The 25,745-nt window shown below is 61.7% G+C and carries 24 protein-coding genes; 10 read left to right on the forward strand and 14 right to left on the reverse strand.

Annotation, left to right across the window (positions count from 1 at the left end; all coding sequences use genetic code 11):
- Window positions 1-23 precede the first annotated feature (23 nt).
- Entirely contained in the window at window positions 24-674 is a 651-nt protein-coding gene (pdxH, locus tag AC1DU8_RS15010; RefSeq protein ID WP_477726930.1) for a pyridoxamine 5'-phosphate oxidase, read from the forward strand.
- A gap of 28 nt (window positions 675-702) precedes the next feature.
- Here pdxH and AC1DU8_RS15015 read toward each other — a convergent pair whose 3' ends face one another.
- Genes AC1DU8_RS15015 through AC1DU8_RS15040 form a run of 6 tightly spaced genes read right to left on the reverse strand, consistent with a single transcriptional unit; the run spans window position 703 to window position 5,925 of the window.
- Window positions 703-1,284 (reverse strand): hypothetical protein, encoded by a 582-nt coding sequence (locus AC1DU8_RS15015; protein WP_477726931.1) that lies wholly within the window; start codon window positions 1,282-1,284, stop codon window positions 703-705.
- 11 nt (window positions 1,285-1,295) lie between these two features.
- Window positions 1,296-1,784 (reverse strand): 2-amino-4-hydroxy-6-hydroxymethyldihydropteridine diphosphokinase, encoded by a 489-nt coding sequence (folK, locus tag AC1DU8_RS15020; RefSeq protein ID WP_477726932.1) that lies wholly within the window; start codon window positions 1,782-1,784, stop codon window positions 1,296-1,298.
- A 7-nt stretch (window positions 1,785-1,791) separates the two neighbouring features.
- Window positions 1,792-3,426 (reverse strand): polynucleotide adenylyltransferase PcnB, encoded by a 1,635-nt coding sequence (pcnB, locus tag AC1DU8_RS15025; RefSeq protein ID WP_477726933.1) that lies wholly within the window; start codon window positions 3,424-3,426, stop codon window positions 1,792-1,794.
- Between the two features lie 6 nt (window positions 3,427-3,432).
- Window positions 3,433-4,110: an HAD family hydrolase gene (locus AC1DU8_RS15030; protein WP_477666280.1), complete on the reverse strand. Its 678-nt coding sequence runs from the start codon at window positions 4,108-4,110 to the stop codon at window positions 3,433-3,435.
- Between the two features lie 17 nt (window positions 4,111-4,127).
- Complete coding sequence (gene hda / locus AC1DU8_RS15035) at window positions 4,128-4,814, reverse strand: DnaA regulatory inactivator Hda (protein WP_457279795.1); 687 nt, start codon at window positions 4,812-4,814, stop codon at window positions 4,128-4,130.
- Window positions 4,815-4,848: 34 nt separating this feature from the next.
- The gene (locus tag AC1DU8_RS15040) at window positions 4,849-5,925 is read right to left on the reverse strand and encodes an AI-2E family transporter (RefSeq protein WP_477666279.1); all 1,077 of its coding nucleotides are present in this window, start codon (window positions 5,923-5,925) and stop codon (window positions 4,849-4,851) included.
- 179 nt (window positions 5,926-6,104) lie between these two features.
- Between AC1DU8_RS15040 and purM the strand changes: the two genes are divergently transcribed.
- Together purM and AC1DU8_RS15050 are read left to right on the forward strand one after the other, a co-directional pair.
- Complete coding sequence (purM, locus tag AC1DU8_RS15045; RefSeq protein WP_457279297.1) at window positions 6,105-7,145, forward strand: phosphoribosylformylglycinamidine cyclo-ligase; 1,041 nt, start codon at window positions 6,105-6,107, stop codon at window positions 7,143-7,145.
- Between the two features lie 170 nt (window positions 7,146-7,315).
- Complete coding sequence (locus AC1DU8_RS15050; protein WP_457279298.1) at window positions 7,316-8,293, forward strand: division plane positioning ATPase MipZ; 978 nt, start codon at window positions 7,316-7,318, stop codon at window positions 8,291-8,293.
- A 26-nt stretch (window positions 8,294-8,319) separates the two neighbouring features.
- Here AC1DU8_RS15050 and metE read toward each other — a convergent pair whose 3' ends face one another.
- The gene (metE, locus tag AC1DU8_RS15055; protein WP_477726934.1) at window positions 8,320-10,668 is read right to left on the reverse strand and encodes a 5-methyltetrahydropteroyltriglutamate--homocysteine S-methyltransferase; all 2,349 of its coding nucleotides are present in this window, start codon (window positions 10,666-10,668) and stop codon (window positions 8,320-8,322) included.
- Window positions 10,669-10,813: 145 nt separating this feature from the next.
- On the opposite strand from metE, the gene AC1DU8_RS15060 reads away from it, so the two are divergent.
- Entirely contained in the window at window positions 10,814-11,737 is a 924-nt protein-coding gene (locus AC1DU8_RS15060; protein ID WP_457279300.1) for a LysR family transcriptional regulator, read from the forward strand.
- Between the two features lie 94 nt (window positions 11,738-11,831).
- Here the strand turns inward: AC1DU8_RS15060 and AC1DU8_RS15065 are convergent, their stop codons facing one another.
- A complete protein-coding gene (locus AC1DU8_RS15065; protein WP_457279301.1) occupies window positions 11,832-12,683 on the reverse strand; it encodes a SirB1 family protein in 852 nt (283 codons plus the stop codon).
- A 74-nt stretch (window positions 12,684-12,757) separates the two neighbouring features.
- Window positions 12,758-14,323, reverse strand: coding sequence for a murein biosynthesis integral membrane protein MurJ (gene murJ, locus AC1DU8_RS15070; protein WP_457279302.1), 1,566 nt, complete (start codon window positions 14,321-14,323; stop codon window positions 12,758-12,760).
- Between the two features lie 331 nt (window positions 14,324-14,654).
- On the opposite strand from murJ, the gene rpsT reads away from it, so the two are divergent.
- Window positions 14,655-14,966, forward strand: a complete 312-nt coding sequence (gene rpsT / locus AC1DU8_RS15075; RefSeq protein WP_007864125.1) for a 30S ribosomal protein S20 — start codon at window positions 14,655-14,657, stop codon at window positions 14,964-14,966.
- A 127-nt stretch (window positions 14,967-15,093) separates the two neighbouring features.
- Here the strand turns inward: rpsT and AC1DU8_RS15080 are convergent, their stop codons facing one another.
- Window positions 15,094-15,414, reverse strand: coding sequence for a DUF3579 domain-containing protein (locus AC1DU8_RS15080; protein ID WP_411885285.1), 321 nt, complete (start codon window positions 15,412-15,414; stop codon window positions 15,094-15,096).
- A gap of 271 nt (window positions 15,415-15,685) precedes the next feature.
- Here AC1DU8_RS15080 and AC1DU8_RS15085 point away from each other — a divergent pair, with 271 nt between their 5' ends.
- Both AC1DU8_RS15085 and argF read left to right on the forward strand, forming a co-directional pair.
- On the forward strand, window positions 15,686-16,903 hold the full coding sequence (locus AC1DU8_RS15085; protein ID WP_457279303.1) for an aspartate aminotransferase family protein: 1,218 nt from the start codon (window positions 15,686-15,688) through the stop codon (window positions 16,901-16,903).
- A 98-nt stretch (window positions 16,904-17,001) separates the two neighbouring features.
- Window positions 17,002-17,913, forward strand: coding sequence for an ornithine carbamoyltransferase (gene argF, locus AC1DU8_RS15090; protein ID WP_457279796.1), 912 nt, complete (start codon window positions 17,002-17,004; stop codon window positions 17,911-17,913).
- A gap of 211 nt (window positions 17,914-18,124) precedes the next feature.
- Here argF and glk read toward each other — a convergent pair whose 3' ends face one another.
- Window positions 18,125-19,186 carry a glucokinase gene (gene glk, locus AC1DU8_RS15095; protein ID WP_477726935.1) on the reverse strand — a complete coding sequence of 354 codons (1,062 nt, stop codon included), beginning with the start codon at window positions 19,184-19,186 and terminating at the stop codon, window positions 18,125-18,127.
- Window positions 19,183-20,184, reverse strand: a complete 1,002-nt coding sequence (locus AC1DU8_RS15100) for a Bug family tripartite tricarboxylate transporter substrate binding protein (RefSeq protein WP_477726936.1) — start codon at window positions 20,182-20,184, stop codon at window positions 19,183-19,185. The genes glk and AC1DU8_RS15100 overlap by 4 nt, the downstream gene beginning before the upstream one ends.
- Before the next feature lie 191 nt (window positions 20,185-20,375).
- On the opposite strand from AC1DU8_RS15100, the gene AC1DU8_RS15105 reads away from it, so the two are divergent.
- Window positions 20,376-21,728: a class-II fumarase/aspartase family protein gene (locus AC1DU8_RS15105; RefSeq protein ID WP_477726937.1), complete on the forward strand. Its 1,353-nt coding sequence runs from the start codon at window positions 20,376-20,378 to the stop codon at window positions 21,726-21,728.
- A gap of 25 nt (window positions 21,729-21,753) precedes the next feature.
- Window positions 21,754-22,812, forward strand: a complete 1,059-nt coding sequence (locus tag AC1DU8_RS15110; RefSeq protein WP_477688779.1) for an oxidoreductase — start codon at window positions 21,754-21,756, stop codon at window positions 22,810-22,812.
- Between the two features lie 22 nt (window positions 22,813-22,834).
- On the opposite strand, the gene AC1DU8_RS15115 is transcribed toward AC1DU8_RS15110, so the two are convergent.
- Complete coding sequence (locus AC1DU8_RS15115) at window positions 22,835-23,992, reverse strand: GntR family transcriptional regulator (RefSeq protein ID WP_477726938.1); 1,158 nt, start codon at window positions 23,990-23,992, stop codon at window positions 22,835-22,837.
- Between the two features lie 98 nt (window positions 23,993-24,090).
- Complete coding sequence (locus tag AC1DU8_RS15120; RefSeq protein ID WP_477666272.1) at window positions 24,091-24,855, reverse strand: SDR family oxidoreductase; 765 nt, start codon at window positions 24,853-24,855, stop codon at window positions 24,091-24,093.
- A gap of 225 nt (window positions 24,856-25,080) precedes the next feature.
- Here AC1DU8_RS15120 and kynB point away from each other — a divergent pair, with 225 nt between their 5' ends.
- Complete coding sequence (kynB, locus tag AC1DU8_RS15125) at window positions 25,081-25,740, forward strand: arylformamidase (RefSeq protein ID WP_477666271.1); 660 nt, start codon at window positions 25,081-25,083, stop codon at window positions 25,738-25,740.
- Window positions 25,741-25,745: the final 5 nt, after the last annotated feature.

Consider the following 25,745-nt stretch of genomic DNA (forward strand, 5'->3'; position numbering starts at 1 on the left):
CCTCTGCGGGCACAATCAGAGCCATGAGCCAGCCTACCCTCTCCATTGCCGACCTACGCAAAAGCTACGAACGCGCCGAACTCAACGAAGACGCATCAGCCGCAGACCCGCTCCAGCAATTCGACCAGTGGCTGAAAGAAGCCATCGCCGCCGAAGTGCCCGAGCCCAACGCGATGACACTGGCCACCGTGGCCAGCAACCTGCGCCCCTCTACCCGCATCGTGCTGATCAAGGGCTACGACGAGCACGGCATCACCTGGTTTACAAACTACGACAGCCGCAAGGGCCAGGAACTGGCCGGCAACCCGTATGCGGCATTGCAATTTCACTGGACAGAGCTTGAACGCGTGGTTCGCATTGAAGGCGTCGTGGAAAAAGTCTCCGCCGAAGAAAGCGACGCCTACTTCAGCAGCCGCCCGCTCGACTCCCGCATAGGCGCCTGGGCCAGCCCGCAAAGCGAAGTGATTTCCGGCCGCAGCGTGCTGGTGGCCAATGCGGCCAAATACGGCGCCAAATTCTTGCTGCAGCCCCCGCGCCCGCCGCACTGGGGCGGCTACCGCCTGAAGCCCGACAACTGGCAGTTCTGGCAAGGCCGCAAGAGCCGGCTGCATGACCGGCTGCGGTATACGCTGCAGGATGATGGGGCTTGGTTGCGTGAACGGCTGGCGCCCTAGCGTTGCAAAGCCATCGAGAGGCTGGGTATCACTTCTGCGCGCTGGGTGGCTGCAACCCAGCGCGCAAGGCGGCTTGCATGTCAACGGGAAGGCCGGCCACTCCTTTGATGACACCGGGTCCACCGTTGCGCCAATGAACCAGATACTGGCGTTGTTCGGTCCCTGAATCGGGCGAGTACGCCACGACCTGGAATACGGCCTCTGTTCCGCCCTCAACGAACGCAGCGGAGGATAACAGCTTGACCGTGGGGCCCAGTTCGCGAACCTCAATGCCGACAAAGCGCGTAAAGGAAGCAGGTGCGGTTGCCAATTGCGAGCGCACTGTCGGTTGGGTCAGGTCCGCAACCCGCCGCAGCTCCGAGTGAGCGAAACACCCAGACTGAGCCAGGAATTCCTCGATGCCAATTGCAGCAGCTTCCTCGCGCGCCCGGACATCTTTTTGGTCGGGCCTCCACTGAGTTGCCCAGACGACGAGCGCGTTAGCCGAAGGCGAGCAAATAGGTAGCTGCGGCGACGGTTGGAGCGTGACAGTTGTGCTGGCGCAGCCAAAAACAAGTATGCAGACGAGCACTGCAATGCTGATTCGAGCCGATCGTTTTAAAGCTGCCATGTGACCTTTCTTTATAGAACCGAAAATTTCTCGATCCGCTGACCTTCAACGGCCTTCAGTTTTGAATTGCTGACAAGGCCGGGACAAATTTCTGCCAGCGGCAGCAGCACAAAGGCGCGTTGCCACATGCGCGGATGGGGCAAAGTGAGGTGCTCTGACTCTATGCGAGCGCTTCCATAAAGCAGCAGGTCGAGGTCCAAAGTGCGAGGCGCATTTCGGTACGGTCTTTCGCGGCCGGCTTGCTGCTCGATTTGCTGCAGATGGCTCAGCAAGTCGGGTGCGGTCAGGCCGGTTTCCAGTTCAACGACGGCGTTGAGGTAGTCGTTGCCGGGTGCCGCAGATTCTTGGCCTGCGTCGGTGTCCAGCGGTGCCGTTTTATAGAGGCTGGAAGATTGGCGAACTTGCGTGAGCGGCAGTTGGTCTATCGCCTGGACGGCCTGCCGCAGTGCAGCCGCAGCATCACCGAGGTTGGCGCCCAGGGCAACGTAGGCGCAAACCATGCGGCCGTCAGGCGTTGGGAGTGCTGTCCGATGAAGGCGAAGCAGCAGCCTCGCCGCCTGCGCCTTCAGCCCCACCTGCGCCGCCACGGTTGGCCGGCTTGCGGCGGCGGCGGCGTTTTTTGGCGGGTGCGACGTCGCCCTGTTCGCCGGATGCATCAGCCGCATCGGGCACGGTGCGTTCGGCATGGCTTGTCTGGCCCAAACCAGGCTCGCCATCAGGCCGCTTGACGCGAACCCGAGGCGGCTGCGGTTTGTTCTGCTGCGCCTGGCGCGCCTCTTCAATCATGGCGTGGCGCTCGTCGTCGTAGGCGGTGCTGAATTTCTCCCACCACTCGGCGAGCTCCATTTCGATCTCGCCGGTCTGCGCGCGGAGGCGCAAAAAGTCAAAGCCGGCGCGAAAGCGCGGTTGGTCGAGCAACGAATACGGTGCGCTGCCCGTGCGTTTTTCAAAGCGTGGCTGCATGGTCCAGATCTCGCGCATGTCGGTGCCCAGCTTGCCGCGGCCCGAGACATCGCCGATCTTGGCGTTGAAGGCATCGTCAATCGCATCCTGCAGCGCGGGCATGAGGTGCTCGCCGCGCTTTTTGCGCCGTTCCCAGCCCTCACGCACATCAAACCACAGCACGCACGACAGCAAAAAGCTGGGCGCCACCGGTTTGCCTTCGCCGACGCGTCGGTCGGTGTCTTGCAGGGCGAGCTTCAGAAAAGGTTCGTCAGCGTTTTCCACCACCACGTCGAGCAGCGGATAAATGCCGGTTCCCAGGCCCAGGAACTTGAGCTGCGCGATGCTGGCCAGCGCATGGCCGGTCTGCAGCAGCTTGAGCATTTCGTCAAACAGGCGCGACTGCGGCACGTCGGCCAGCAGGCCCTTCATCTCGCGCAGCGGGGCCACGGTCTTGTCTTCAAACTTGAAGCCCAGCGCGCTGAGCTTGGCGGCAAAACGCACGGCGCGGATGATGCGCACCGGGTCTTCGCGGTAACGCACGGCCGGGTTGCCGATCATGCGGATGATCTTTTTCTTGGCGTCCTTGATGCCGTTGTGATAGTCGACCACGACCTGCGTTTCCGGGTCGTAGTACATCGCGTTGATGGTGAAGTCGCGGCGCGCGGCGTCCTGCTCGATCGGGCCCCAGACGTTGTCGCGCAGCACGCGGCCTGAGGCGTCGACCGCGTGCTTCATGCCGGCCAGTTCGCTCTTGCTGGTGCGCTCGTTGCCGCCGACCTGCTCGGCCAGGCTGCTGTCGAGATGCGCGCGGAAGGTCGAGACCTCGATCACTTCGTGCTCACGCCCTCGGCCATAAATAACGTGCACGATGCGAAAGCGTCGGCCGATGATGAAGGCGCGGCGGAACAGCGACTTGACCTGCTCGGGCGTGGCGTCGGTGGCGACGTCAAAGTCCTTGGGACGCAGGCCGACCAGCAGGTCGCGCACCGCGCCGCCGACGATATAGGCCTCGTAACCGGCGTCTTTCAGGGTGCGCACCACGTCCATGGCGCGGTCGTCCACCAGCGAGACATCGATGCCGTGTTCCTTGACGGTGACATCCTGGCGCTGGCCGAAAGGTGATTTTTTGACCCGCTTGGCGCCGGGATCCGTGCTGTCAGATTTGCCAAACAGCTTGTCGATAAATTTTTTGATCATGGATAACTAGATAAACAGGTCAAGTATGCGCCATCCGCGCTCTGTCGCCAGCGCCCGCAGGCGCTCGTCCGGGTTGGTCGCGACGGGGTGGGTGGCCTTCTCCAGCAGGGCAATATCGTTCATGGAGTCGGTGTAGAACGTGGTTTCCACGTCGCTCCAGCCGAGTTGGCGGGCTGCCAGCCATTGTTCCACGCGGGTGACCTTGCCTTCGCGCGCCGAGGGCGTGCCGCTGATCTCGCCGGTCACCCAGCCGTCGGCGTCGCGCTCCAGCTCGACCGCGATCAGCTCTTTCACCCCGAAAGCGTCGGCGATGGGCCGCGTGACGAACTCGTTGGTGGCAGTGACGATGACCAGTTCATCGCCCGCGGCCCTGTGGCCATCGACCAGCGCCAGCGCCTGTTTTGTGATGGCTTTTTGCACCACGTCCCGCATGAAACTTGCGTGACCCGCTCCTGAATTGATAGCACCCTGCTTGCGGATGGCTTCAGTGGCAAAGCGCACGTATTCGTGGATGTCGAGCGTGCCGGCGCGGTAGTGCTCAAAAAATTCATTGTTGCGGCGCTTGAACTCGGTGCTGTCGCACCAGCCCAGCGCAATGGTGAATTCGCCCCATTCGTAATCGGAATCGATAGGGATCAGCGTGTGATCCAGGTCAAATAAAGCAATCTTGCGGGAAGCAGTCATTTCGCAGTCACAGTCACTTATTCGCTCTCCAGCATCGATTTGATCAAGGGAATCGTGATGGCCCGTTTGGTTTGCAGGGCGTATGCATCCAGTTGGTCAAGCAGCTGCATCAGGCTGCCCAGGTCGCGCGAAAAGCGGGTCAGCATGAAATCCATGGCCTCGTCGCTCAAAAACACGCCCCGCGCATCGGCCTCGCGCCGCAGCACGGCGCGCCGCTCGGGTTCGGTCAAGGCCTGCAGGGCAAACACATGGCCCCAGCCCAGCCGGGTGCGCAGGTCTTCGCGCAGCGCCAGGTCGGCCGGCGGCATCTGGCCGGCGGCCAGCACCCAGCGCGGACGTCCGTCGGGCGCGCTGAGCGCGTTGACAAACCAGTTGAAGGCCGCCTGCTGCTGCACGGCGGTGTAGAGATGGCAGTCGTCCAGGATGACGGCCGCCCAGGATTCGTTGAACTCGGGCGGCTCGAGCATGGAGGCGTCCATCCAGCCGCTGGCAGCACCCTGCTCGCGCAGCGCTTCGCGCACGGCTTTCAGCAAATGCGTTTTGCCGCTGGCGGCCTCACCCCAGAGGTAGGTTGGCACCGGCGATCGCAGCGTGTTGCCGGCCCACAGCTCCAGGTGCCGGAGCGCGGCTTCGTTCGGCCCGCCAAAAAAATTGGCGAACGACGGGGCTGAAGCCAGCCCGATGTCCAGCGCAATCTGTTTCATGCCCGCCATGCGTTCATCCTGACCCTGTTCAGCCTTAGCCGGCCTTGTTGTAAAGCCGGCTGGCCATATAGCTGGCTTTAATGCGGCGTATGCCCACCAGCAGCACCGCACTGGCCGGCAGCGCCACCAGCACACCGACAAAGCCGAACATCTGGCCGAAAGCCAGCAAGGCAAAAATCACCGCCAGCGGGTGCAGGCCAATGCGCTCGCCCACCAGGCGCGGCGTGAGGTACAGGCTTTCCACCAGTTGCCCGATGCCGTAGACCACGGCGACCATGACGAGCGCCTTGAGCGAAGCGAATTCCAGCAGGCCGGCCAGCACCGCCAGCATCAGGCCCAGGCCAAAGCCCAGGTAAGGGATGAACATCGCCAGGCCCGTGAAAACGCCGATGGGCAGGGCCAGATCCAGACCGAACAGCGCCAGCCCCACCGCATAAAACACCGCCATGATCAGCATGACCAGCAGCTGGCCGCGCAGGTATTGACCCAGCACCGAGTCGGCTTCGTCAGTGAAGCTGTCAAAACCCGCGCGCAGGTGCGGCGGCACCAGTTCAAGCACACGGGCAACAAATTTATCCCAGTCCATCAGCAGGTAAAACAGCGCCACGGGAATCAGCACGGCATTGCCGATGATGGCCAGCGCCACGCTGCCGCCCAGCTTGAGTGACGACATCAGCGAGCCGAACAGGTCTTCAAAATTGGCATTGAGGTACTTGAGCACAAAGGCCTTGATGCTGCCGACGTCCAGCGCGACATGGATGCCGAACTGCGCCAGCCATGGCGCCAGGCTGGTGTTGAGCCTGTCGGCCAGCAGCGGCACTTGCTCGCGCAGCACGGGCAGCTCCTTGGCCATGATGGGCACAATCAGCAAAAAGAGGCCGAGCAGCGCCACGATGAAGAGGAACTCCACCAGCACCACCGCCACCACGCGCGGCAGGCGGCCCTTGCCCATGTCGTCCAGCCGGTTCACGAGCGGCGTCAATGCATAGGCCAGGACGGCTGCAATGACAAAGGGCGCCAGCACCGGCCCCAGCAGCCACAGCGCCAGGATGACCAGCGCGGCGATGGCGCACCAGGTGGCGGCGCGTTTTTGGGTGGTGGTGAATTGCATACAGCCTTGGGTTGAGCTTGCCGGAAGGAACCCTGGAAAAAGTCCCTGGAAAGGCCCGAAAGGCGCCTGATGGGCAGCCTTTAGAATCTCAGGCTGAATTCTATCGGGCTTGCAGGCCGCTTCCGGGCTGCAAATCCGCCTTCTGACCGCCTGCCCTCCCACTGCATCAAAGCCGACACATGACCACCTCCTCCACTTCCCCCCTGAGCTACAAAGACGCAGGCGTCGACATCGACGCAGGTGACGCGCTGGTCGAACGCATCAAGCCGCTGGCCAAAAAGACCATGCGGGAAGGCGTTTTGGCGGGTATTGGCGGTTTTGGCGCCCTGTTTGAGGTGCCCAAGCGCTACAAGGAGCCCGTGCTGGTCAGCGGCACCGACGGCGTGGGCACCAAACTCAAGCTGGCCTTTGAATGGCAGATGCACGACACCGTGGGCATAGACCTGGTGGCCATGAGCGTCAACGACGTGCTGGTGCAAGGCGCCGAGCCGCTGTTTTTTCTGGACTACTTCGCCTGCGGCAAGCTGGATGTGGACACGGCCGCGGCTGTGGTGGGCGGCATTGCCAAGGGCTGTGAGCTGAGCGGCTGCGCCCTCATTGGCGGCGAGACCGCCGAAATGCCCGGCATGTACCCGTCTGGCGAATATGACCTGGCCGGCTTTGCTGTCGGCGCGGTCGAAAAGTCCAAAATTTTGACCGGCAAGGACGTGAAACCCGGCGACGTGGTGCTGGGCCTGGCCAGCAGCGGCGTGCATTCCAACGGTTTCAGCCTGGTGCGCAAATGCATTGAACGCGCCGGCGCTGCGGCTCCGGCAAAGCTTGACGGCAAGCCCTTCAAGCAGGCCCTGATGGAGCCCACCCGCCTGTACGTCAAGAACGTGCTGGCCGCGCTTGCTGCGCATCCCATCAAGGCCTTGGCCCACATCACTGGCGGCGGCTTGCTCGAAAACATTCCGCGCGTGCTGCCCGAAGGCACGGCCGCCCATCTCAAAAAGGGCAGCTGGCCACAAACCGAGCTGTTTGCCTGGCTGCAAAAAACCGCCGGTATCGACGACTTCGAGATGAACCGCACCTTCAACAACGGCATCGGCATGGTCGTGGTGGTGGACGCCGCCAATGCGCAAGCCACAGCCAAAACCCTGCGTGACGCCGGCGAGCAGGTGTATGAAATCGGTGTGATCGCGCCCAAGGGTGACGGCGCCGCCGTCACCGTCGGTTAAATCTGCCGCAACCGCCCTCTCGCGCCCCACGATCCGGGGCCGTCCGCTTCCCTCGGTCGGGCCGTTTTGCTACAAAAACACTAGCTGCGTGCGCCCATGGCGCTTGGGGTCACTGGACTTTTCGTTAGTTATGTATCAAACTGTTCCATCGATCCGTCTTTGGAGCAGTCATGCCGGTTATCGCAGTCGTCAACCGCAAGGGAGGCAGTGGCAAGAGCACGCTGGCCGCGCACATCGCCGCCTGGTGCGCGCGCAATGGCAGCTCGGTCATGCTGGGCGATGTAGACCGCCAGCAGTCGGCGCGAAGCTGGCTCAAGCGCCGGGACCCCGCGTTGCCCGCCATAGCGCCCTGGGCCGTCGACCAGAAAAACATGCTGCGTGTGCCCACCGGCATCACGCACGTGGTGCTTGACACGCCGGGCGGCATGCACGGCTTTGAGCTGGCGCGCGTGGTGATGTTTGCCGATGTCATCGTCATGCCGGTGTGCAATTCGATGTTTGACCGTGAATCGGCCGCGCAGTGCCACGCCGAGCTGATGGCCATGCCGCGCGTGGCCAGCGGCCGCTGCCGGCTCGCCACGGTGGGCATGCGCATCGACGGGCGCACCAGTGCCGCAAAAACGCTGCAGGCGTGGTCTGAAAGCCTTGGCATGCCTTTCCTGGGTGCCCTGCGCGAAACCCAGTTGTATGTGCGCAGCCTGGAGCGCGGAATGACGATATTTGACCTGCCGGCCAGCGCCGCAACGCAAGACCTGCAGCAGTGGCAACCGATCCTGGAGTGGCTGCGCCCCACGTTGTATCCGCCGCAAGCCGCCAACGACGCGCCCGAAAGGGGGCACGCGACGGTGCCGGCCAAAGCCCCGGTCCGGATGATCGCGCCCCTGCCCTCGACCGCCGCAACGCTGGGTGCCCGGCTGCTCAACCCACCGCCCGCAGCCAAAGCCGCGTCCGCGCGCCTGGGCAGCTCGCTCCCCAACAGCCTCATGCCCGCGCAGGAATCCCTGGTGCATGGCGCGCGCATGTCCGCACAAAGTACCGCACGCGCGGTCGGCCGGCCTGTGCAGGTCAGCACGGCGCCGGCCATGTCGCGCAATGTGGACTCTCCTGACGGCATGCAGATTCCGCATTTCCTCAAGCGCGGCACCTGATTCGCCCTCCCTCCGGGCGCACCGCGTCAGGAAGCCGCCAGTTCCTTGCGCACTTCTTGCGCGGCCCGCACCATGTTGCCGAGCGCCGCTTCGGTTTCCGGCCAGCCCCGCGTTTTCAGCCCGCAGTCGGGATTGATCCAGAGGTTTTCCGCCGGGATCACGCTGGCGGCCTTTCGCAGCAAGCGCACCATGGCGTCCACGCTGGGAACGCGCGGTGAATGGATGTCATATACGCCCGGCCCGATTTCATTGGGATACCTGAAGGCGCCAAAGCCGCGCAGCAGTTCCATGTCGGAACGGCTGGTCTCGATGGTGATCACGTCGGCGTCCATTGCTGCGATTTCCGGCAGGATGTCGTTGAATTCGGCGTAGCACATGTGGGTGTGGATTTGCGTCTCGTCGCGCACACCCGAGGCACTGATGCGAAAAGCCCGCGTGGCGGTGCGCAGGTACGCGGCCCAGCTCGCACGGCGCAGCGGCAATCCTTCGCGAATGGCCGGCTCGTCGATCTGGACGATGCCGATGCCGGCCCTCTCAAGGTCCACCACCTCGTCGCGTATGGCCCAGGCGATCTGCTCGCAGGTCAGGCTGCGCGGCTGGTCGTCGCGCACAAAGGACCATTGCAGGATGGTGACGGGGCCGGTCAGCATGCCTTTCATCGGCAGCTTTGTCAGGCTCTGCGCATGGGCCGTCCATTCGACCGTCATGGGCGCAGGCCTGGCCACATCGCCGAAGATCACCGGCGGCTTGACGCAGCGCGAGCCGTAGGACTGCACCCAGCCGTTGGCCGTGAAGGCAAAACCGTCAAGCTGCTCGCCGAAGTACTCCACCATGTCGTTGCGCTCGGCTTCCCCATGCACCAGGACGTCAAGGCCCAGTGCCTCCTGCTTGCGTACGGCCAGCGCAATCTCGGCCTCCATCTTTTCACGGTAGCCCGCCGCGCCGAGTTCGCCGCGTTTGAACGCTGCGCGCGCAGCGCGGATCTCCGGCGTCTGCGGGAACGAGCCGATGGTGGTGGTGGGCAGCGGCGGCAGCGCAAGGCGGGCGCGCTGCAGGACCTGGCGCACCGGAAAAGGTGAGCTGCGGCAATCGTCGCCTGCAACGCTGCGTGCAAGACGCAATGCCACGTCGGCCCGGTGCACACGGGGGCTGCGCCGGCGCGCCGCAACAGCCGCGCGGGCTGAAGCGAGCTCCCTGGCAACCAGAGACTCTTCTCCCGTGAACGCCGCGCGCAACATGCGCAGCTCGCCCAGTTTCTCCACAGCAAAGGCGAGCCAGGCGCGCAGTTCCGCATCCAGCGCGTTCTCGGCTGCAAGGCTGAAAGGCACGTGCAGCAGCGAGCAGGATGGCGCGATCCAGAGTTCGCCCTGGTGCCTGGCAGTCACCGCGCGCAGCTTTGCCAGCGCCGCGTCCGGGTCTGTGCGCCAGATGTTGCGGCCGTCCACAATGCCCACCGACAGCACCTTGTGCGCAGGCAGCCAGTCGGCCACCCCCACCAGTTCCTCGGGCGCACGCACCGCATCGACATGCAAGCCCGCCACCGGCAGCTGGCAAGCCAGCCTCAGGTTGTCGGCCAGCGGCGAAAAGTAGGTGGCCAGCAGCAGCTGGGGTGCGTTGCGGGCAAGCTGTGAATAGCTGCGCTCAAAGGCGTAGCGCCACTGCTCCGGCAAATCCAGGCCCAGGATGGGCTCGTCCATCTGCACCCACTCCACACCTTGCGCCTTCAGCCGCCCGAGAATCTGCACATAAACCGGCAGCAGTTTGTCGAGCAGGCTGAAGCGGTCAAAGCCGGGCTCATCGCCGCCTGTCTTTTCCTTGCCAAGCCGCAGAAAGCTCAGTGGCCCGAGCAGCACCGCCTTGACCCGGTGGCCGGCGCCCTGGGCCTGCGCCACTTCATCGAAGAGGCGCTCCGAAGCAAGGCTGAATTGCGTCCCTGCATTGAATTCGGGCACCAGGTAGTGGTAATTGGTGTCAAACCATTTGGTCATTTCCAGCGCGAAGCTGCCGCCGCCCGCCTTGCCATCCGCGCACGCACAGTCGGCACTGTGTGTAGGGTCGCTGTGCGCATTCACGCCGCGCGCCATGGAGAAGTAGCGGCTGAGGGCAGACTCCCGGCCGGTGAAGCCAAAGCGCGCCGGTTCGCAACCCAGCATCTGGATGTGATTGGCCACGTGATCGTAAAAGGCGAAGTCGCCTACCGTGACAAAGTCCAGCCCGGCTTCTTTCTGCACGGCCCAGTGCTGCTCGCGCAGGCCGGCTCCGGTGGCTTCCAGTGCAGCCAGGTCAATCTCGCCGCGCCAGTGTTTTTCGAGCGCGAATTTCAGTTCCCGGTTCGCGCCCATGCGCGGAAAACCCAGGGTATGTGTGTGGACCATCCAGTTATCTCCCAATGCAAATCAATCACAGAAGAACGCATGGTCGGCCAGATTCAACTATTATTCAAACGAAAGATATTGCCTTTCAATATGAAAATAATTGATTCACCGATTAATCTACTGATCGATCTGCAGGGAATAACTGATGAGCCCGTCCATCCTTGAACTGCGCCACCTGCGCACACTGACCGCCCTGCGCGACAGCGGCAGCCTGGTGCGCGCGGCGCAATTGCTCAACCTCACGCAGTCGGCACTCTCGCATCAGGTCAAGCTGCTCGAAGAGCGCTACGCCACGCCGCTGTTCGAGCGCAAGTCCGTACCCCCGCAGTTCAGCACCACGGGCCTCAGGCTGCTGGCGCTGGCCGACGCGGTGCTGTCGCAAGTCGAGGAAGCCGAGCGGGATGTGGCGCGGCTGGCGACAGGGCGTTCAGGCCAGTTGCGCATCGCTGTGGAATGCCACACCTGTTTTGACTGGCTGATGCCGGCCATGGATTCGTTTCGCTCACGCTGGCCCGAGGTGGAACTGGACATTGTTTCGGGCTTTCACCCCGACCCGATTGCACTCGTGCTGCAGGACCGCGCCGACATCGCCATCGTCTCGGAAGAAGACGCCAGCGAAGCCGTGGATTTCCACCCGCTGTTCCGCTTTGAAATCATGGCGCTGCTGGCGAATGAGCATGCGCTGACGGCGAAAACGCATCTCACGGCAAGGGACTTCGCCAACGAAACCCTGATCACCTACCCGGTACCCGACGAAATGCTCGACGTGGTGCGCCAGGTGCTGGAGCCGGCCGGCGTCAGGCCTGCGCGCCGTACCACCGAGCTGACGATTGCCATGCTGCAACTGGTGGCCAGTGGCCGCGGCATCGCCGCCCTGCCCAAATGGGCCGTGCAAAGTTACCTGGATCGGGGTTACGTGACCGCAAGGCCGGTGGGCAAAAAGGGCCTGACGGGACGCCTCTATGTTGCGTGCACGCAAGCCATGTCAGGCCGGCCCTGGCTGGAAGACTTTGTGGCGATCACACGGGAAAGCTGCTTTCTCACGCTCAGCGAGATCGAACTTCTTTGATAGAAAGTGGCCGTAGCGCGCTTCTGACAAGCGTAAGCAGCTATCAAATCAATAGCAAATAGCCGCAGAAAAACCAGGGAGATGGCAGAGCGACTCAGTGACGGCTCTGGCGCAGCTGGGTCAGCCGTTCGGCCATGGTGTCGATGTCAAGCGCGTCTTCGGCGTTGGCAAGATAGATTTCCAGGTCGGCAATGGCACGCTCGGGCTCGCCATGCGCGGCCCAGGCCAGACCGCGGTCGCGGTATTCGGTCCATGCTTCGGGCTGCAGAACGATCAGGCGGTCCTGCACGGGAATCAGGCGCTGCCAGTCTTCCTGTGTCTTGTGGATTTCCTTGAGATTGCGCAGCATGCGGCTGATGATTTCGCGCGGCGGCGCCGACTGCAGGTACAGGCCCATCGGCACCTCAAATTCTTCGTCGGCACTGCTGCGTTGCCGGAAAGGCTCCAGCCGCTCGGACAACTCTTCCCGGCTGAGCGACTGGCCGCTGAACGGATCAATCACAACCTGGCCTTTGGGCAGGTTGACCTTCACCATGAAATGCCCGGGAAAGGCCACGCCGCGCGCGTTCAGGCCCAGGCCCAGGGCCAGCTCAAGCCATAGCACCGCCAGCGTGATGGGAATGCCGCGGCGTGTGCGCAGCACGGCATTCAGGTAGCTGTTGTCGGGATCGTAGTAATCATTGACGTTGCCGCCAAAGTTCAGGTCGTGGAAGAAGAACTGGTTCAGTGCCCGCAGGCGCTGCAGCGCGGGAGCGTCGGCAGGCAGGCGGCGCTTGAGGCGGGCCAGCAACTGGTCTACGTCGCCCAGCACCTGCTGCACGTCAAGGTCGGGGTATTCGTCCTGCGCCAGGCTGACGGCGGCCTCCAGCAGGGGGAAATGCTCGTCGCTTTCCACAAGGCTGGAGAAATACTGCAATGGAGACGGTACGGTCAGATTTAATTGCATACCCTACTGTCTCATAAACCGGCGCAAAAAGGGAATCAAGGAATGCCCTTGAAGAGTCTGAAAAAGGCGACAGCTCAGTGTTTCAGGAGTTTTCGCACCTTCAGGCCCGACGCCCATAACGCTATAAAATAAATAGCGCCTGACGCAATCAGGACAAGCGCCAGCAGCCCTATTCTCTCCAGGTACTGGCCTTTCAGACCGACCCAGTTCACGGCCCCGGCCGCCCACAGCAGGAAAACCGCCAGCAACGCACTGGCACCCACCACCTGTGCCGAAAACATGCCCCAACCGGGCGCCGGCGTGTAGCTGCCGCGCCGCTTGAGCCCCCACAGCAGCCAGAGCGCATTGATGAGCGCACCAATACCGATGGCCAGCGCCAGCCCCGCGTGTTGCAAAAACGGCACCAGCGCCAGATTGAGCAGCTGTGTCACCACCAGGACGACCACCGCAATGCGCACCGGCGTCTTGATGTCCTGGCTGGCATAAAAACCGGGCGCCAGCACCTTGATGGCCACCAGTCCCAACAGGCCCGCGCCGTAGCCCATCAAGGCCGTGGTGGTCTGCTGCACGTCGCGGTCGGTAAAAGCACCATAGTGATAAAGCGTGGCCACCAGGGGCTGGGCAAACGTCATCAGGGCCACGGCACAGGGAACGGCCAGCAGCACCACGATGCGCAGGCCCCAGTCAAGCATGGCCGAATAGCGCGCCGCATCGCCGGCGGCTTTGGCAGCCGACAGCTGCGGCATCAGCACGACACCGATGGCCACACCCAGCATGGCGGTCGGGAACTCCATCAGGCGGTCGGCATAAGTGAGCCAGCTGACGCTGCCGGGAGTGAGGTGCGAAGCGATCTGCGTATTGATAAGAAGCGAAATTTGCGCCACGCTGACACCCAGCAGGGCCGGCACCATGAGCCGGGTGATGTTTTGGGTGGCCGGATCGGCCCAGGCCGCCTTGATCGCAGAAGGGTTCCAGCCAATGCGCGGCAGCAGCCCCAGCCGGAACAGCGCCGGCACCTGCACCGCCAGTTGAAGGATGCCACCCACCATCACGCCGCCGCCCAGGGCGTAAACCGGCTCGATCCCGTGTGCCTTGAACCAGGGAGCGCCCAACCAGGCCGCCAGAATCATGGAAAGGTTGAGCAATACCGGCGTGGCAGCCGGCACGGCAAACCGGCGCCAGGTGTTGAGCACGCCCGAGGACAGCGCTACCAGCGACATGAAGCCGATGTAAGGAAACATCCAGCGCGTCATGAACACGGCGGCCTCGAAGCCGCGCGCCTCCTGCTTCAGGCCGCTGGCCATGGCCCAGACCAGCACCGGGGCTGCCGCCACGCCGGCCACGCAAGTCAAAAGCAGCGCCCAGGCCAGTAAAGTGGCGACCCGGTCTATCAGCAGTTTGGTCTCGGCTTCGCCGTTTTGGGCCTTAGTGGCCGCCAGCACCGGCACAAAAGCCTGGCTGAAAGCCCCTTCGGCAAACAGCCGCCGGAACAGGTTGGGAATGCGAAATGCCACATTGAAGGCATCCGTCATGGCGCTGGCGCCAAAAGTCGAGGCAATCAGCAGTTCCCGCACCAAACCGGTGATTCGGGAGACCAGGGTCAGAAGGGAGACGGTAGAAGCGGATTTGAATAGGGACACCCGTGGAGTTTAGCCTCGGCCTTGCACCGCCCAACCAATGTCAAGCTGGCTTGATACGGTGCCGAAAAATCGGCTCAAAGCGCTGAATCCAGGCATCAAATCGGCCTCAAGCCCTTATAAAACAAGCGAAAGTCGCTACCAATTTGATAGCAAATGACTGTCAAACCCCTCTTCACCAGCATGAGCCGTGGAACCGGCTTTGCCGGGCCACAGGCGGGCGGCCCCCTCGGGGGGGCAAGGAGTTACACGCAGTGAACGACTGTGGGGGCTATAATCGTGGGCTTTGCTGCAACATCCACAGACTCCTCCCCAGGATTAAAGGAATTTATATATGGCTACCGCCAAACCCAAGAAAAAGAACCCCCGCCTCGCGTCGGGCCGTAAACGCGTCCGCCAGGACGTCAAACTCAACGCTGCGAACACCTCGCTGCGCTCCAAATACCGCACCGCTGTGAAAAACGTCGAAAAAGCCGTTGCAGCCGGTGACAAAGACAAAGCCAAGGACCTGTTCGCCAAGGCCCAAAGCATTGTGGACACGGTTGCCGACAAGGGCATCTTCCACAAGAACAAGGCAGCGCGCGACAAGAGCCGCCTGTCCGCCAAGGTGAAAGCCCTGGCACTGGCCCCCGCAAAGGCCGCCTGAGCAATCAGGCAAATCGCCCGGACGGCATCTTTCTAACGAAAATACCGTCCGCCGTTTTGTAGGGTGCGCTGCAGCAAAGCAAAAAAGCCGTCGAAAGACGGCTTTTTTGTTGGGCGCTTCGAAAACCTCAGTCTTTGCGCGGGGGATCCGGAATTAAACAGGCTTCGGCCACCTGTAAATCGTTGTCTTTGGCGAAGTTGATGGCGAAGTCCCAGGCCATGGGCTCGGCCTCGCGCAGCTCTGAGTTAACGACCACACACTTGACGCCGTTGATGACGGTGGGCACGCACCAGGGGGAGTAGGTCAGGTGGCTGCCGGGCTGCGGGCCGCCCGGGCGGAAATGACTCATCACGCCGCACAACCTGTCGGCCCAGTCGCTGGGCCGGAAGGTTTTGCCGTCGCGGGTAATACCCTGAATGAAGACTTCTTTGGCGGTGTTGGAGACCATCGGATGGAGGGTTTTTGCGGCGCCTGACGTGGGAAGGGGATCGTATTCACCCCATGCTGCACCGCACAACAATTCTATCTTATTTGCGACTCTTATATAAGACTTGATGCCTGATTTTCAACATCAGGAGGCGCCAGGCGCCTGCATTGCAGTGATGCAGGATCGTCACAAAAGCCCGCAAACTCTGCGCCTAAAATCAGCCCAGGCCCGCTTCACTTGTCGCGGGCCTCCGATTTTCCACACTGTCACAGCCCTTGTTCCGGAGTTCTCCATGACCGCAGCCCTGCCCAAGCACATCGAAGCCGCCTCCCCTCACGTGATGAACACCTATGGCCGCCTGCCCATCGCGCTGGACCACGGCCAGGGCTGCCGCGTCTGGGACGTCAACGGCAAGGCTTACCTCGACGCGCTGGGCGGCATCGCCGTCAACACCCTGGGCCACAACCACCCCAAGCTGGTGCCGGCCCTGCAAGAGCAGATTGCCAAGATCATTCACAGCTCCAATTACTACCATGTGCCGCTGCAGGAAACCCTGGCCGCCAAACTGGTCGAACTGTCGGGCCTGGAAAACGTGTTTTTCTGCTCTACCGGCCTGGAAGCCAACGAAGCCGCGCTCAAGCTGGCGCGCAAGTTCGGCCACGACAAAGGCATTGAGCGCCCGGAAATCGTCGTCTATGAAAAAGCCTTCCACGGCCGCAGCATCGCCACCCTGAGCGCCACCGGCAACCCGAAGGTGCAGGCCGGCTTCGGCCCGCTGGTCGAAGGCTTTATCCGGGTACCGCTGAACAACATCGACGCGCTGAAAGCCGCCACCGCCAACAACCCCAACGTGGTCGCGGTGTTTTTTGAAGCCATCCAGGGCGAAGGCGGCATCAACAGCATGAAGGACGACTACCTGCGCGAAGTGCGGGCCCTCTGCGACGAGCGCGACTGGCTGCTGATGATCGACGAGGTGCAGTGCGGCATGGGCCGCACCGGCAAATGGTTTGCCCACCAATGGTCGGGCATCAAGCCTGACGTGATGCCGCTGGCCAAAGGCCTGGGTTCCGGTGTGCCGATTGGCGCGGTGGTGGCCGGCCCCAAAGCCGCCCACATCTTTGGCCCCGGCAACCACGGCACCACGTTCGGCGGCAACCCGCTCGCCATGCGCGCCGGTGTGGAAACCCTGCGTATCATGGAAGAAGAAGGCCTGCTGGCCAATGCGGTAAAGGTGGGCGAACACCTGCGCGCGGCGCTGGCTCGCGAACTCGCCGGTGAAAAGGGCCTGAAAGAAATCCGCGGCCGCGGCCTGATGCTGGGCATTGAGCTCACGGTGCCCTGCGGCGAACTTCTCGCCCGCGCCGCAGAAAACGGCTTGCTGCTGAGCGTGACCGCCGACACCGTGATCCGCATGGTGCCTTCACTGATCATGACCACGGCCGAGGCCGACGAAGCGGTGGCCATCCTGGTTCCGCTGATCAAGCAGCTTTTGAAAGAAAAATCAGCATGACCGCAACGAAAGAATTTTCCGCCGGGCCGCCCCAAGGAAAATTAGCCCCCTCGGGGGGCAGCGCAGCACACGCAGTGGCAAGCGTGGGGGCTCCTTTAGTGCGGCATTACCTGCAGTTCAGTGACCTGAACGCGGCCGAATACGCCTACTTGTTTGAGCGTGCCGCCATCATCAAGAAGAAATTCAAGACCTACGAAAAACACCAGCCACTGGTCGACCGCACGCTGGCGATGATTTTCGAAAAAGCCTCGACGCGTACGCGCGTGAGCTTTGAAGCCGGCATGTACCAACTGGGCGGCAGTGTGGTGCACCTGACAACCGGCGACAGCCAGCTGGGCCGCGCCGAGCCGATTGAAGACAGCGCCAAGGTCATCAGCCGCATGGTCGACCTGGTGATGATCCGCACCTTCGAGCAGACCAAGATCGACCGCTTCGCCGAGCACTCGCGCGTGCCGGTCATCAACGGCCTGACCAACGAATTCCATCCCTGCCAGATCCTGGCCGACATCTTCACCTACATCGAGCACCGCGGCTCCATCAAAGGCAAGACAGTGGCCTGGGTGGGCGACGGCAACAACATGGCCAATACCTGGCTGCAGGCCAGCGAAATCCTCGGCTTCAAGGTGCACGTGAGCACCCCGGGCGGCTACGAGGTTGACCAGTCCATCGCGGGCATCCGTTCGGCCGAAAGCTACAAAGTCTTCAAGGACCCGATGCAGGCCTGCGCTGGTGCCGACCTGGTCACCACCGACGTATGGACCAGCATGGGCTATGAGGCCGAAAACGAAGCACGCAAGAAAGCTTTCGCCGACTGGTGCGTGGACGCCGAGATGATGGCCGCGGCCAAGCCCGATGCGCTTTTCATGCACTGCCTGCCTGCCCACCGCGGCGAAGAAGTCGAAGCCGACGTGATCGACGGCCCGCAGTCCGTCGTCTGGGATGAGGCTGAAAACAGGATGCATGCGCAAAAGGCACTCATGGAGTTCCTTTTGCTCGGGCAGCTCGCGTAACACGCGAGTGCAGGCGCAAAGCGCCGGTAGCCTGTTTCGGTGCAGGCTCATGTGCGCAAAGCGCACGTGAAGCAACCGCAGGCTGCGTGCCGAAGCCAAAACAGGATGCACGCACAAAAGGCACTCATGGAGTTCCTTTTGCTCGGGCAGCTCGCGTAAACGCTGAGGGATCAACGATAGAGCGTGGGCTCCATCGGCACTGCGAGCCGTGTCACCCTTCTCGCGGAACACCAGGCGCTGAAGCGGACGGGCTGTCCAACGCAATTGCGGCACCGCGAAGCGCAGGTGATTGCCCGGACTGAATGACATACACCGGCACGTCTGTCAGGAACCCTGCAAAGCGGCCCTTTGCCTTGAAGCGTTGCCCAAACGCCGTACGCTCGAAAACTTTTCCCATGCGCGGAACGATGCCGCCGCCGATAAATATCCCGCCGCGAGCCCCGAGCGTCAGTGCCAGATTACCCGCGACCGTTCCGAGGAATGCGCAGAAAAGATCGAGCGCCTCGCGAGACCAGGGATCACGCCCATCCAGAGCCGCTGACGCTACGCCCGCCGCATCAAGTCTGACATCAGGTGCGTAGCCGTCGGCTTCTTTGACGGCATGGTAAATATCCACCAGGCCCTGGCCGCACACGGCTCTCTCGGCCGAAACGTGACCGTAGCGGCGGCTTAACCAATGAAGTACCGCTTGCTCACGCGGAGTGCAAGCCGCCAAAGTGGCATGTCCGCCTTCCCCCTCGATCGGGGTCCAGCCGCCCCTGCCGTCGGGCAACAGCCCGGAAACACCCAAACCGGTACCGGGCCCAATCAGACCCATCGCAGCGAAAGAGGCGGCCTTTGCGCCCTGAACCTGACGCAACTCCTCCGGCTTCAGCGTGGGCAGCGCCAGGGCCAGCGCCGTAAAGTCATTCAGCACCCGCAGCTTCGCGAATCCAAATTGCTCTTTCAGTGCCTTGATCGAGAAAGTCCAACGATGATTGGTCATTCGCACCTGATCCCCATGCACTGGATTGGCAATCGCGATTGCGCAGTCAGGAGGGGCGCTTCGCCCCATGACGCCCAGGTAATGCCGGATTGCATCCGCAAGGCTGGCGTATCCTGCACAAGGCAATATCACCAGGTCATTGATGGATTCTCCGGCACTGGTCTGCCATGCGAAGCGCGCATTGGTCCCGCCTATGTCGGCCAAAAGCCGCCCATCGCCGCCAGGACTGACGGGCAATGCCGTCATCTTTTTTTCATCGCAACCGGGCCAGGATGAGCCGCTTGTCATTCCATGGTGATTTTTGCGGTCTTCACAATCTCGCGGTACAGCGCGGCCTGTGGACCGACGAACGCACGAAGCTCACGGCCGGTCATCGGAGCGACCGTGATGCCGGCTTCCGCCAGCTTTGTGCGCACGTCGGGCTGCGCGAGGGCGTCCAGCAATGCCTTTTCATAAGCGGCCACGATAGAGGGGGAGGTTCCCGCTTTCACAAACAGGCCTTGCCAGAGCGGCAGTGAAATTCCGTTGAAGCCCTCTTCCTCGCCAATGCGCCTGACATTCGGCAGCTGCGGAACGCGTGCACCATCAGACACCGACAAGGCCTTGATCTTGCCCTCCTTGAGAAAGGGCATTGCCGTCGACAAGACCAGCACCGCGCTGTCCACCTGGCCACCAACAAGATCATTCACGATCTGGGCACCACCACGGTACGGGATATGCAACATTTCCACCTTCGCCCGCTTATTGATAAGCGACCCGTAGAGATGTTGCATCGTCGCAATTCCGGGCGTTGCGTAATTGAAGTTCTCTTTACCGCTTTTTCTCAGCGCGCCCGCCAGGTCGGAAAGCGTCGCGTGGGGCGAACCCGCGGGGACCGCGAATACCAGGGGCACCGTGGTCATTCTTCCAACCGGCAGAAGGTCCTTCTCCCAATCAAGCCTGGTCTTCGGATTGACCATGGGCACCAGCACGGTATCCGTGCCGCCCATGTAGATGAGGTTACCGTCAGCTGGCGCATTGAGCACTTTTTGCGCGGCGATCATGCCGCTGGCGCCCGCAACGTTCTCGACGATGACCTGGCGCCCCAGGCGCTTTGACAGCTCGGTACCCACAACGCGGGCGACCAGATCGGCACTGCCGCCGGCAGAGTACCCGACTATCAGCGATACAGGCTTGTCCGATTGTGCGCGGCCAATGCCCGGTAATAACGCGCCGGCGCCCAGCAAGGCAAGCTGGTTCAACAGCCTGCGACGCCCGGCTCGCTGGCGAGCAAAAAAATCTTCCATGACGTGTCTCCATGTTTTATGTACCAGCTGAATGCATGGCGAGTATATTGTATTTATATTTATTGTAAATTGTATTAATTTCAAATTTATCCAATATAAAACATGATATTACTTAAATACAATATGTATCTATCACAAATTTTTAAGCGAGCATGGCCAATACAGGCATACCGCTTCAAGCAAAGCAGCCCATGAATACAAGTATGTTTGAGTCATTTATCACCGGCCACTGGTTCAGCGGCGAAGCCAAGCGCATCTGGAGCGACAGGGCCACTTTGCAGGTATGGCTCGATGTCGAAGCAGCACTGGCTCGTGCCCAGGCCGAGCTTGGTGTCATTCCCGCCGAGGCCGCGCAAATCATCGGGAAGAAGGCCGATGCCCGGCTCTTCGATCTGGAACGCCTGTCCCGGGACATCGCGTTTACTCAACATCCGCTCGTTCCCGTCCTCTCCCAGTTCGAAGAACTGTGTGGCGACCCGGCAGCGGGCTATATCCATTGGGGGGCGACGACCCAGAACATCTTCGATACCGCAAGTTCACTGCAGATGCGTGAGACACACCACTTGTTGACGGGCCATCTGGATGCAGCCATCGCCGCACTTGGCAAGCTGGCGCAGGAACACCGGGCCACGGTGATGGCGGGCCGCACACACGGCCAGCATGCGTTGCCAATGACGTTCGGCTTCAAGCTTGCCGGCTGGATCGACGAACTGGACAGGGACCGCGACCGCCTGATGCTGCGCCTGGCCTCATCGTTCGTCGCTTGTATGGGCGGTGCGATAGGCACTTTCGCGGCGATGGGCATCAAAGGCCGGGCCGTGGAAGCCCGCATGGCTGAGCAACTCGGGTTACCGCCAGCCGGGCTGCCAAGCCGTTCGTCTTACGACCGCGTGTGCGACTACATTTCAGCGCTGGGACTGCTTGCGGGGACGGCGCAGAAAATCGCGCAAGACATCGTATTCATGCAGCGCACAGAAATCGGGGAGGTTGCGGAGGCGTTTCATATGGGCAAGGTAGGCAGCTCGACCATGGCGCAGAAACGCAATCCTTCCACCGCGCTGCTGCTGGTCAGTCTTGCGCGCATGATGCGGATGCGGGTGCCTGCGGCCCTTGAAGCCATGGTGCGCATGGACGAAGGCGACTCGTCGGCAACCAACGTGACCGACACCTTGCTTCCAGAAATCGCCATCATCTCGGCGTCTATTGCCGAAACCCTTGCCACACTGGCAAAGGGTCTCACCGTGAACACTGAGGCGATGCGGCACAATCTTGAATTATCGAACGGCCTGATCGCTTCAGAAGCCGTCATGATGCGGCTGACCAGGCTGATGGGACGCCACGAAGCACACAAGGTACTCTACGAAGCAGCGCAACGGTCCCAATCCGAAGGCGTTCCGTTTATAACAAGCATCAGTGAGCACCCGATGTTTGCAAAGCATGGGCTTCCTGAGGGCCTGGCCCTGGCACTTGTTGCGAGCAACTATGTGGGCGAATCGGCGGCAATCACGATTGAGACGGTCGAGCGCGTGACGCAACCTCGATAAGCGGTCAACCTAAAAGGGACACCTAGTGCTTAAAACTCTCTCCGTTGGCATCGTCGGTTACGGTTACGCCACCAAAACGTTTCATGCGCCTTTGATAGCAGGAGTCCCGGGGCTCAGGCTTGCTGCGATTTCAAGCAGCGATCCTTCCAAAGTGTATGCCGACTGGCCCGATGTGCAGGTCGAGGCAACTGCAGAGCGGCTTTTTGCGCGTCCGGACATTGACCTTGTGGTGATACCAACACCCAACGACACACATTTTTCGCTCGCTTGCGCGGGGCTGGCCGCAGGCAAGCATGTGGTGGTCGACAAACCCTTTACGGTAACGTTGGACGAAGCGCGGCAATTGCAGGCAAAAGAGCAAACCACTGGGTGCCTGCTCTCCGTCTTCCACAATCGGCGCTGGGATGCAGACTTCCTTACGGTGCGCCAGGTCATTGCTTCCGGTGAACTGGGGAAAATCGTTCATTTTGAGTCGCACTTTGATCGTTACCGGCCGGAAGTTCTTGGCCGTTGGCGCGAACAAGCTGATACGGGCGGCGGACTGTGGTACGACCTTGGAGCACATTTACTGGATCAGGCGTTGCAGCTATTCGGGCTTCCCGAATCGATTGCGCTTGACCTCGCACAGCAACGCAATGGCGCAAAAACTCCCGACTGGTTTCACGCCGTGTTGCGCTATGGCCAAAGCCGGATCATTCTGCATGGCAGCGCTCTGGCGCTGATCCCGGGGCCGCGCTTCACGCTGCATGGAAGCCTGGGCAGTTTCGTCAAGATGGGGCTTGATCCACAAGAGGATGCGCTAAAAGCCGGAAAGCGACCGCCCGCGCGGGACTGGGGGGTTGATCACTTGCCTGCCGCGGTTTCAGTTTGGCTTGACGGCGTTTGCGCAAGGCGCGAAATAAACTGCGTTGCGGGTGACTACCCTGCCTACTACAGCGCAGTACGCGATGCCATCCATGGCAAGGGAGTCAACCCCGTCACGGCCAATGAGGCGATGCAGGTCATCGGTTTGATTGAGCTAGGACTGCGGAGTGCGCGAGAGGGTCGCACACTGCCCGTTTCTGCCATCGAATTCCAGGCGTAACAGCACGCGTTCGGCTAAATGATCAAGACCCGGCAAGCGCTTCGCCGGGGGTTTTGACGGGTTTGCGGGAAGCCTGCGCCGCCGGCTGGCCAGCAGACGGCAGCACTGCAATGGATTGACCCGCTTTTCGGGTGACAGGAATCAGGCGTACGCCATAGGGGATTGAGGGGTCGGCCCATCGTGCATTGATGGCCTGATACAAATATTCGATCTGATCGGCCACGCTGCATCCGACCGTGTCAAAGAAGTTGGCGTGCTCGTTCGCCAGATCCGTACGCCCCAGCAACACCACGCTCAGCAGTGCGGGTATGCCAACGCCGGCTTCTTGCAGCAGTTCCCGGAATCTGGCGCCATCTTCGATGCCCCACGCCACCAACGCGGTGAAAGGTAGCTGCCCCGAGGCATCCAGACTGGCCTTGATCATCCCCACAAGCACCGCTTCGTAGTTCTCATCAGGCAGGTGCGGCACAGTGATCGCCTGAAGCTCAATTCCTGTCAGGGTGGTCTGTAGGTAGTCGAACCGCCGCCGTCCCATCTGGGTTGCCAGAAATGGGTGCGACGTCGTTGCATACGCAATGCGCGTATGGCCTTGCTGCTGCAAAAGCGTGATCGCCGCAGCCAGCGGCTCTCCCCATTCCATGCCGACCACCTCGACGTCAGCTCCAGCGAGGGCCGCGCCATCCACGGCCAACGCATCACATTTCTCTTTCAGCGCTGCGAGCAAATCAATCGTGATGGTTTTGTAGCTCGACTGAACCACGCAGGCGTCAAAGCGGGGCGAACCCTTCAAGATGGTCCGCGCGTGGGCGGGATCGGTGTAGGAAACTTCCAGTACACGGTGGCCGTCGGCGGTAAAGCGGCGCTGAAGCCCTTCTATCAACACACGGCCGCGGGCAATGCTGATGGAACGGCGCAGCAGCAACACGGATCTGCCGGCCGATGGCTGGGCGCCCGGACTGGCACCGGTGGCTTCACCCTCCACGCGAAAATAGGTGCCACGGCCTACCTGCGATGCAATCAGTCCCCTGGCTTTCAAGCCCTGGAAGGCGCGCTGAATCACCATCTGGGAGACGGCAAACCGGCGCATCAAATCCCGAATGGTCGGAAGGCGATCCCCGGGCTGGGCAGTACGTGCCAACTCTTCGAGGTACTGTTCCAGATCAGATGCTGTATTGCTCATATACATACAATACAACACATTTCATGCAACCCTCAATTGCCCTGGCTATGCACCATGCATACCTTGAGCAATATGCGTCGGGCTCAACACAACATCCCTCAACCGCGGCCCACAAACGGCATCTTCGTGGCCATGATGGTCATGAACTGCACATTGGTCGACAGCGGCAGCGACGCCATGTGCACCACCGCATCGGCGACTTCCTTCGCATCCATCATCGGCTCAATGGCGATCTCGCCGTTGGCCTGGGGCACGCCCTTGGCCATGCGGGCCGCAAGCTCCGTCATGGCATTGCCGATGTCGATCTGGCCGCAGGCGATGTTGTACTTGCGCCCGTCCAGCGAGATCGACTTGGTCAGGCCCGTGATGGCGTGTTTGGTCGAGGTATAAGGCGCTGAGTTGGGCCGAGGCGCATGGGCGGAAATCGAGCCGTTGTTGATGATGCGGCCGCCCTGGGGCAACTGGTCTTTCATCAGCTTGATGGCGGCCTGCGCACAGAGAAAGGAGCCGGTCAGGTTGATGTTGACCACATTGGTCCACTGCTCAAACGTGATGTCTTCGAGGTTGACGGGCGGCGCGCCCACACCGGCGTTGTTGAACAGCAAGTCCAGCCGGCCGAACTTTTCCTTGACCCTGGCGAATGCCGCCGCCACGGAGTCAGGCTGGCTCACGTCGGTCGGCAAAGCCAGTGCGCGGTCTGTGCCCGACTCTTTGGCAACCTCGTTGAGCGGTTCGGCGCGACGGCCCACCAGCGCCACGCTGTAGCCTTCACGCAGCAAGGCCAGGGCCACAGCCTTGCCAATGCCGGTGCCCGCGCCGGTGACGAGTGCGACTTTGCCGCTGGACTTGTTCTCGGAATTCATGGTGTGCCTTTTGTCTCTTTGAAGGGGGTTGTAAAGGTGTTCTGGTAAATCGATGCCGCAACGAGCGCTACAGCCTTTAATTGTGCCCGAGGCTGACGGATTCCACAGGCCGCGCCCGACGACTGCGCGGCCCGCTTTTGCCAGGTACTTTAGGTTTCAACTATTTTTGAGATTGTTGGAAATAACCGACACCACGGCTTTTTTGCCGGTGCTACCTTTGCACCCATGACAGCCCGCACCTCCGCTTCCACCACATCACCACCGCGAAAACTCTGGGACATCTCACCGTCGGTGGATGAAAACGCCCCGGTGTTCCCCGGCGACACGGCCTATTCGCAGCAGTTGCATTTTTCACTGGCGCCGGACTGCCCGGTCAACGTCAACAGCATCACACTATCGCCCCACACCGGCGCGCATGCCGATGCGCCGCTGCACTATGCCAACGGTGAAACAAGCGTCGGCGAACTCGACCTCGCGCCCTACCTCGGGCCGTGCCGCGTGATCCACTGCATGGACTGCGGCCCGCTGGTGCAGCCGGAACACATCGCCCATGCGCTGGAAAACCTGCCGCCCCGCGTGTTGCTGCGTACCTCAGCGGCAGCCAGTCAGTCATGGGGGTCATTTACGGCCATAGCCCCCGCCACGCTTGCGCTGCTAGCTACCAAAAACATAGCACTTGTCGGCATTGACACGCCCAGCGTGGACCCCGCCACCAGCCAGGATTTGCCCAGCCACCACCAGTTGCTGGCGCACGGCCTGCGCGTGCTCGAAAACCTGGTACTCGACGACGTGGCCGAAGGCGACTACGAACTCATTGCCCTGCCGCTCAAACTCACCCGGGCCGACGCCTCACCCGTTCGCGCAGTCCTGCGTGAACTTCCATGAAGACC

It is taken from the genome of Polaromonas sp. P3_A5 (assembly GCF_056403055.1).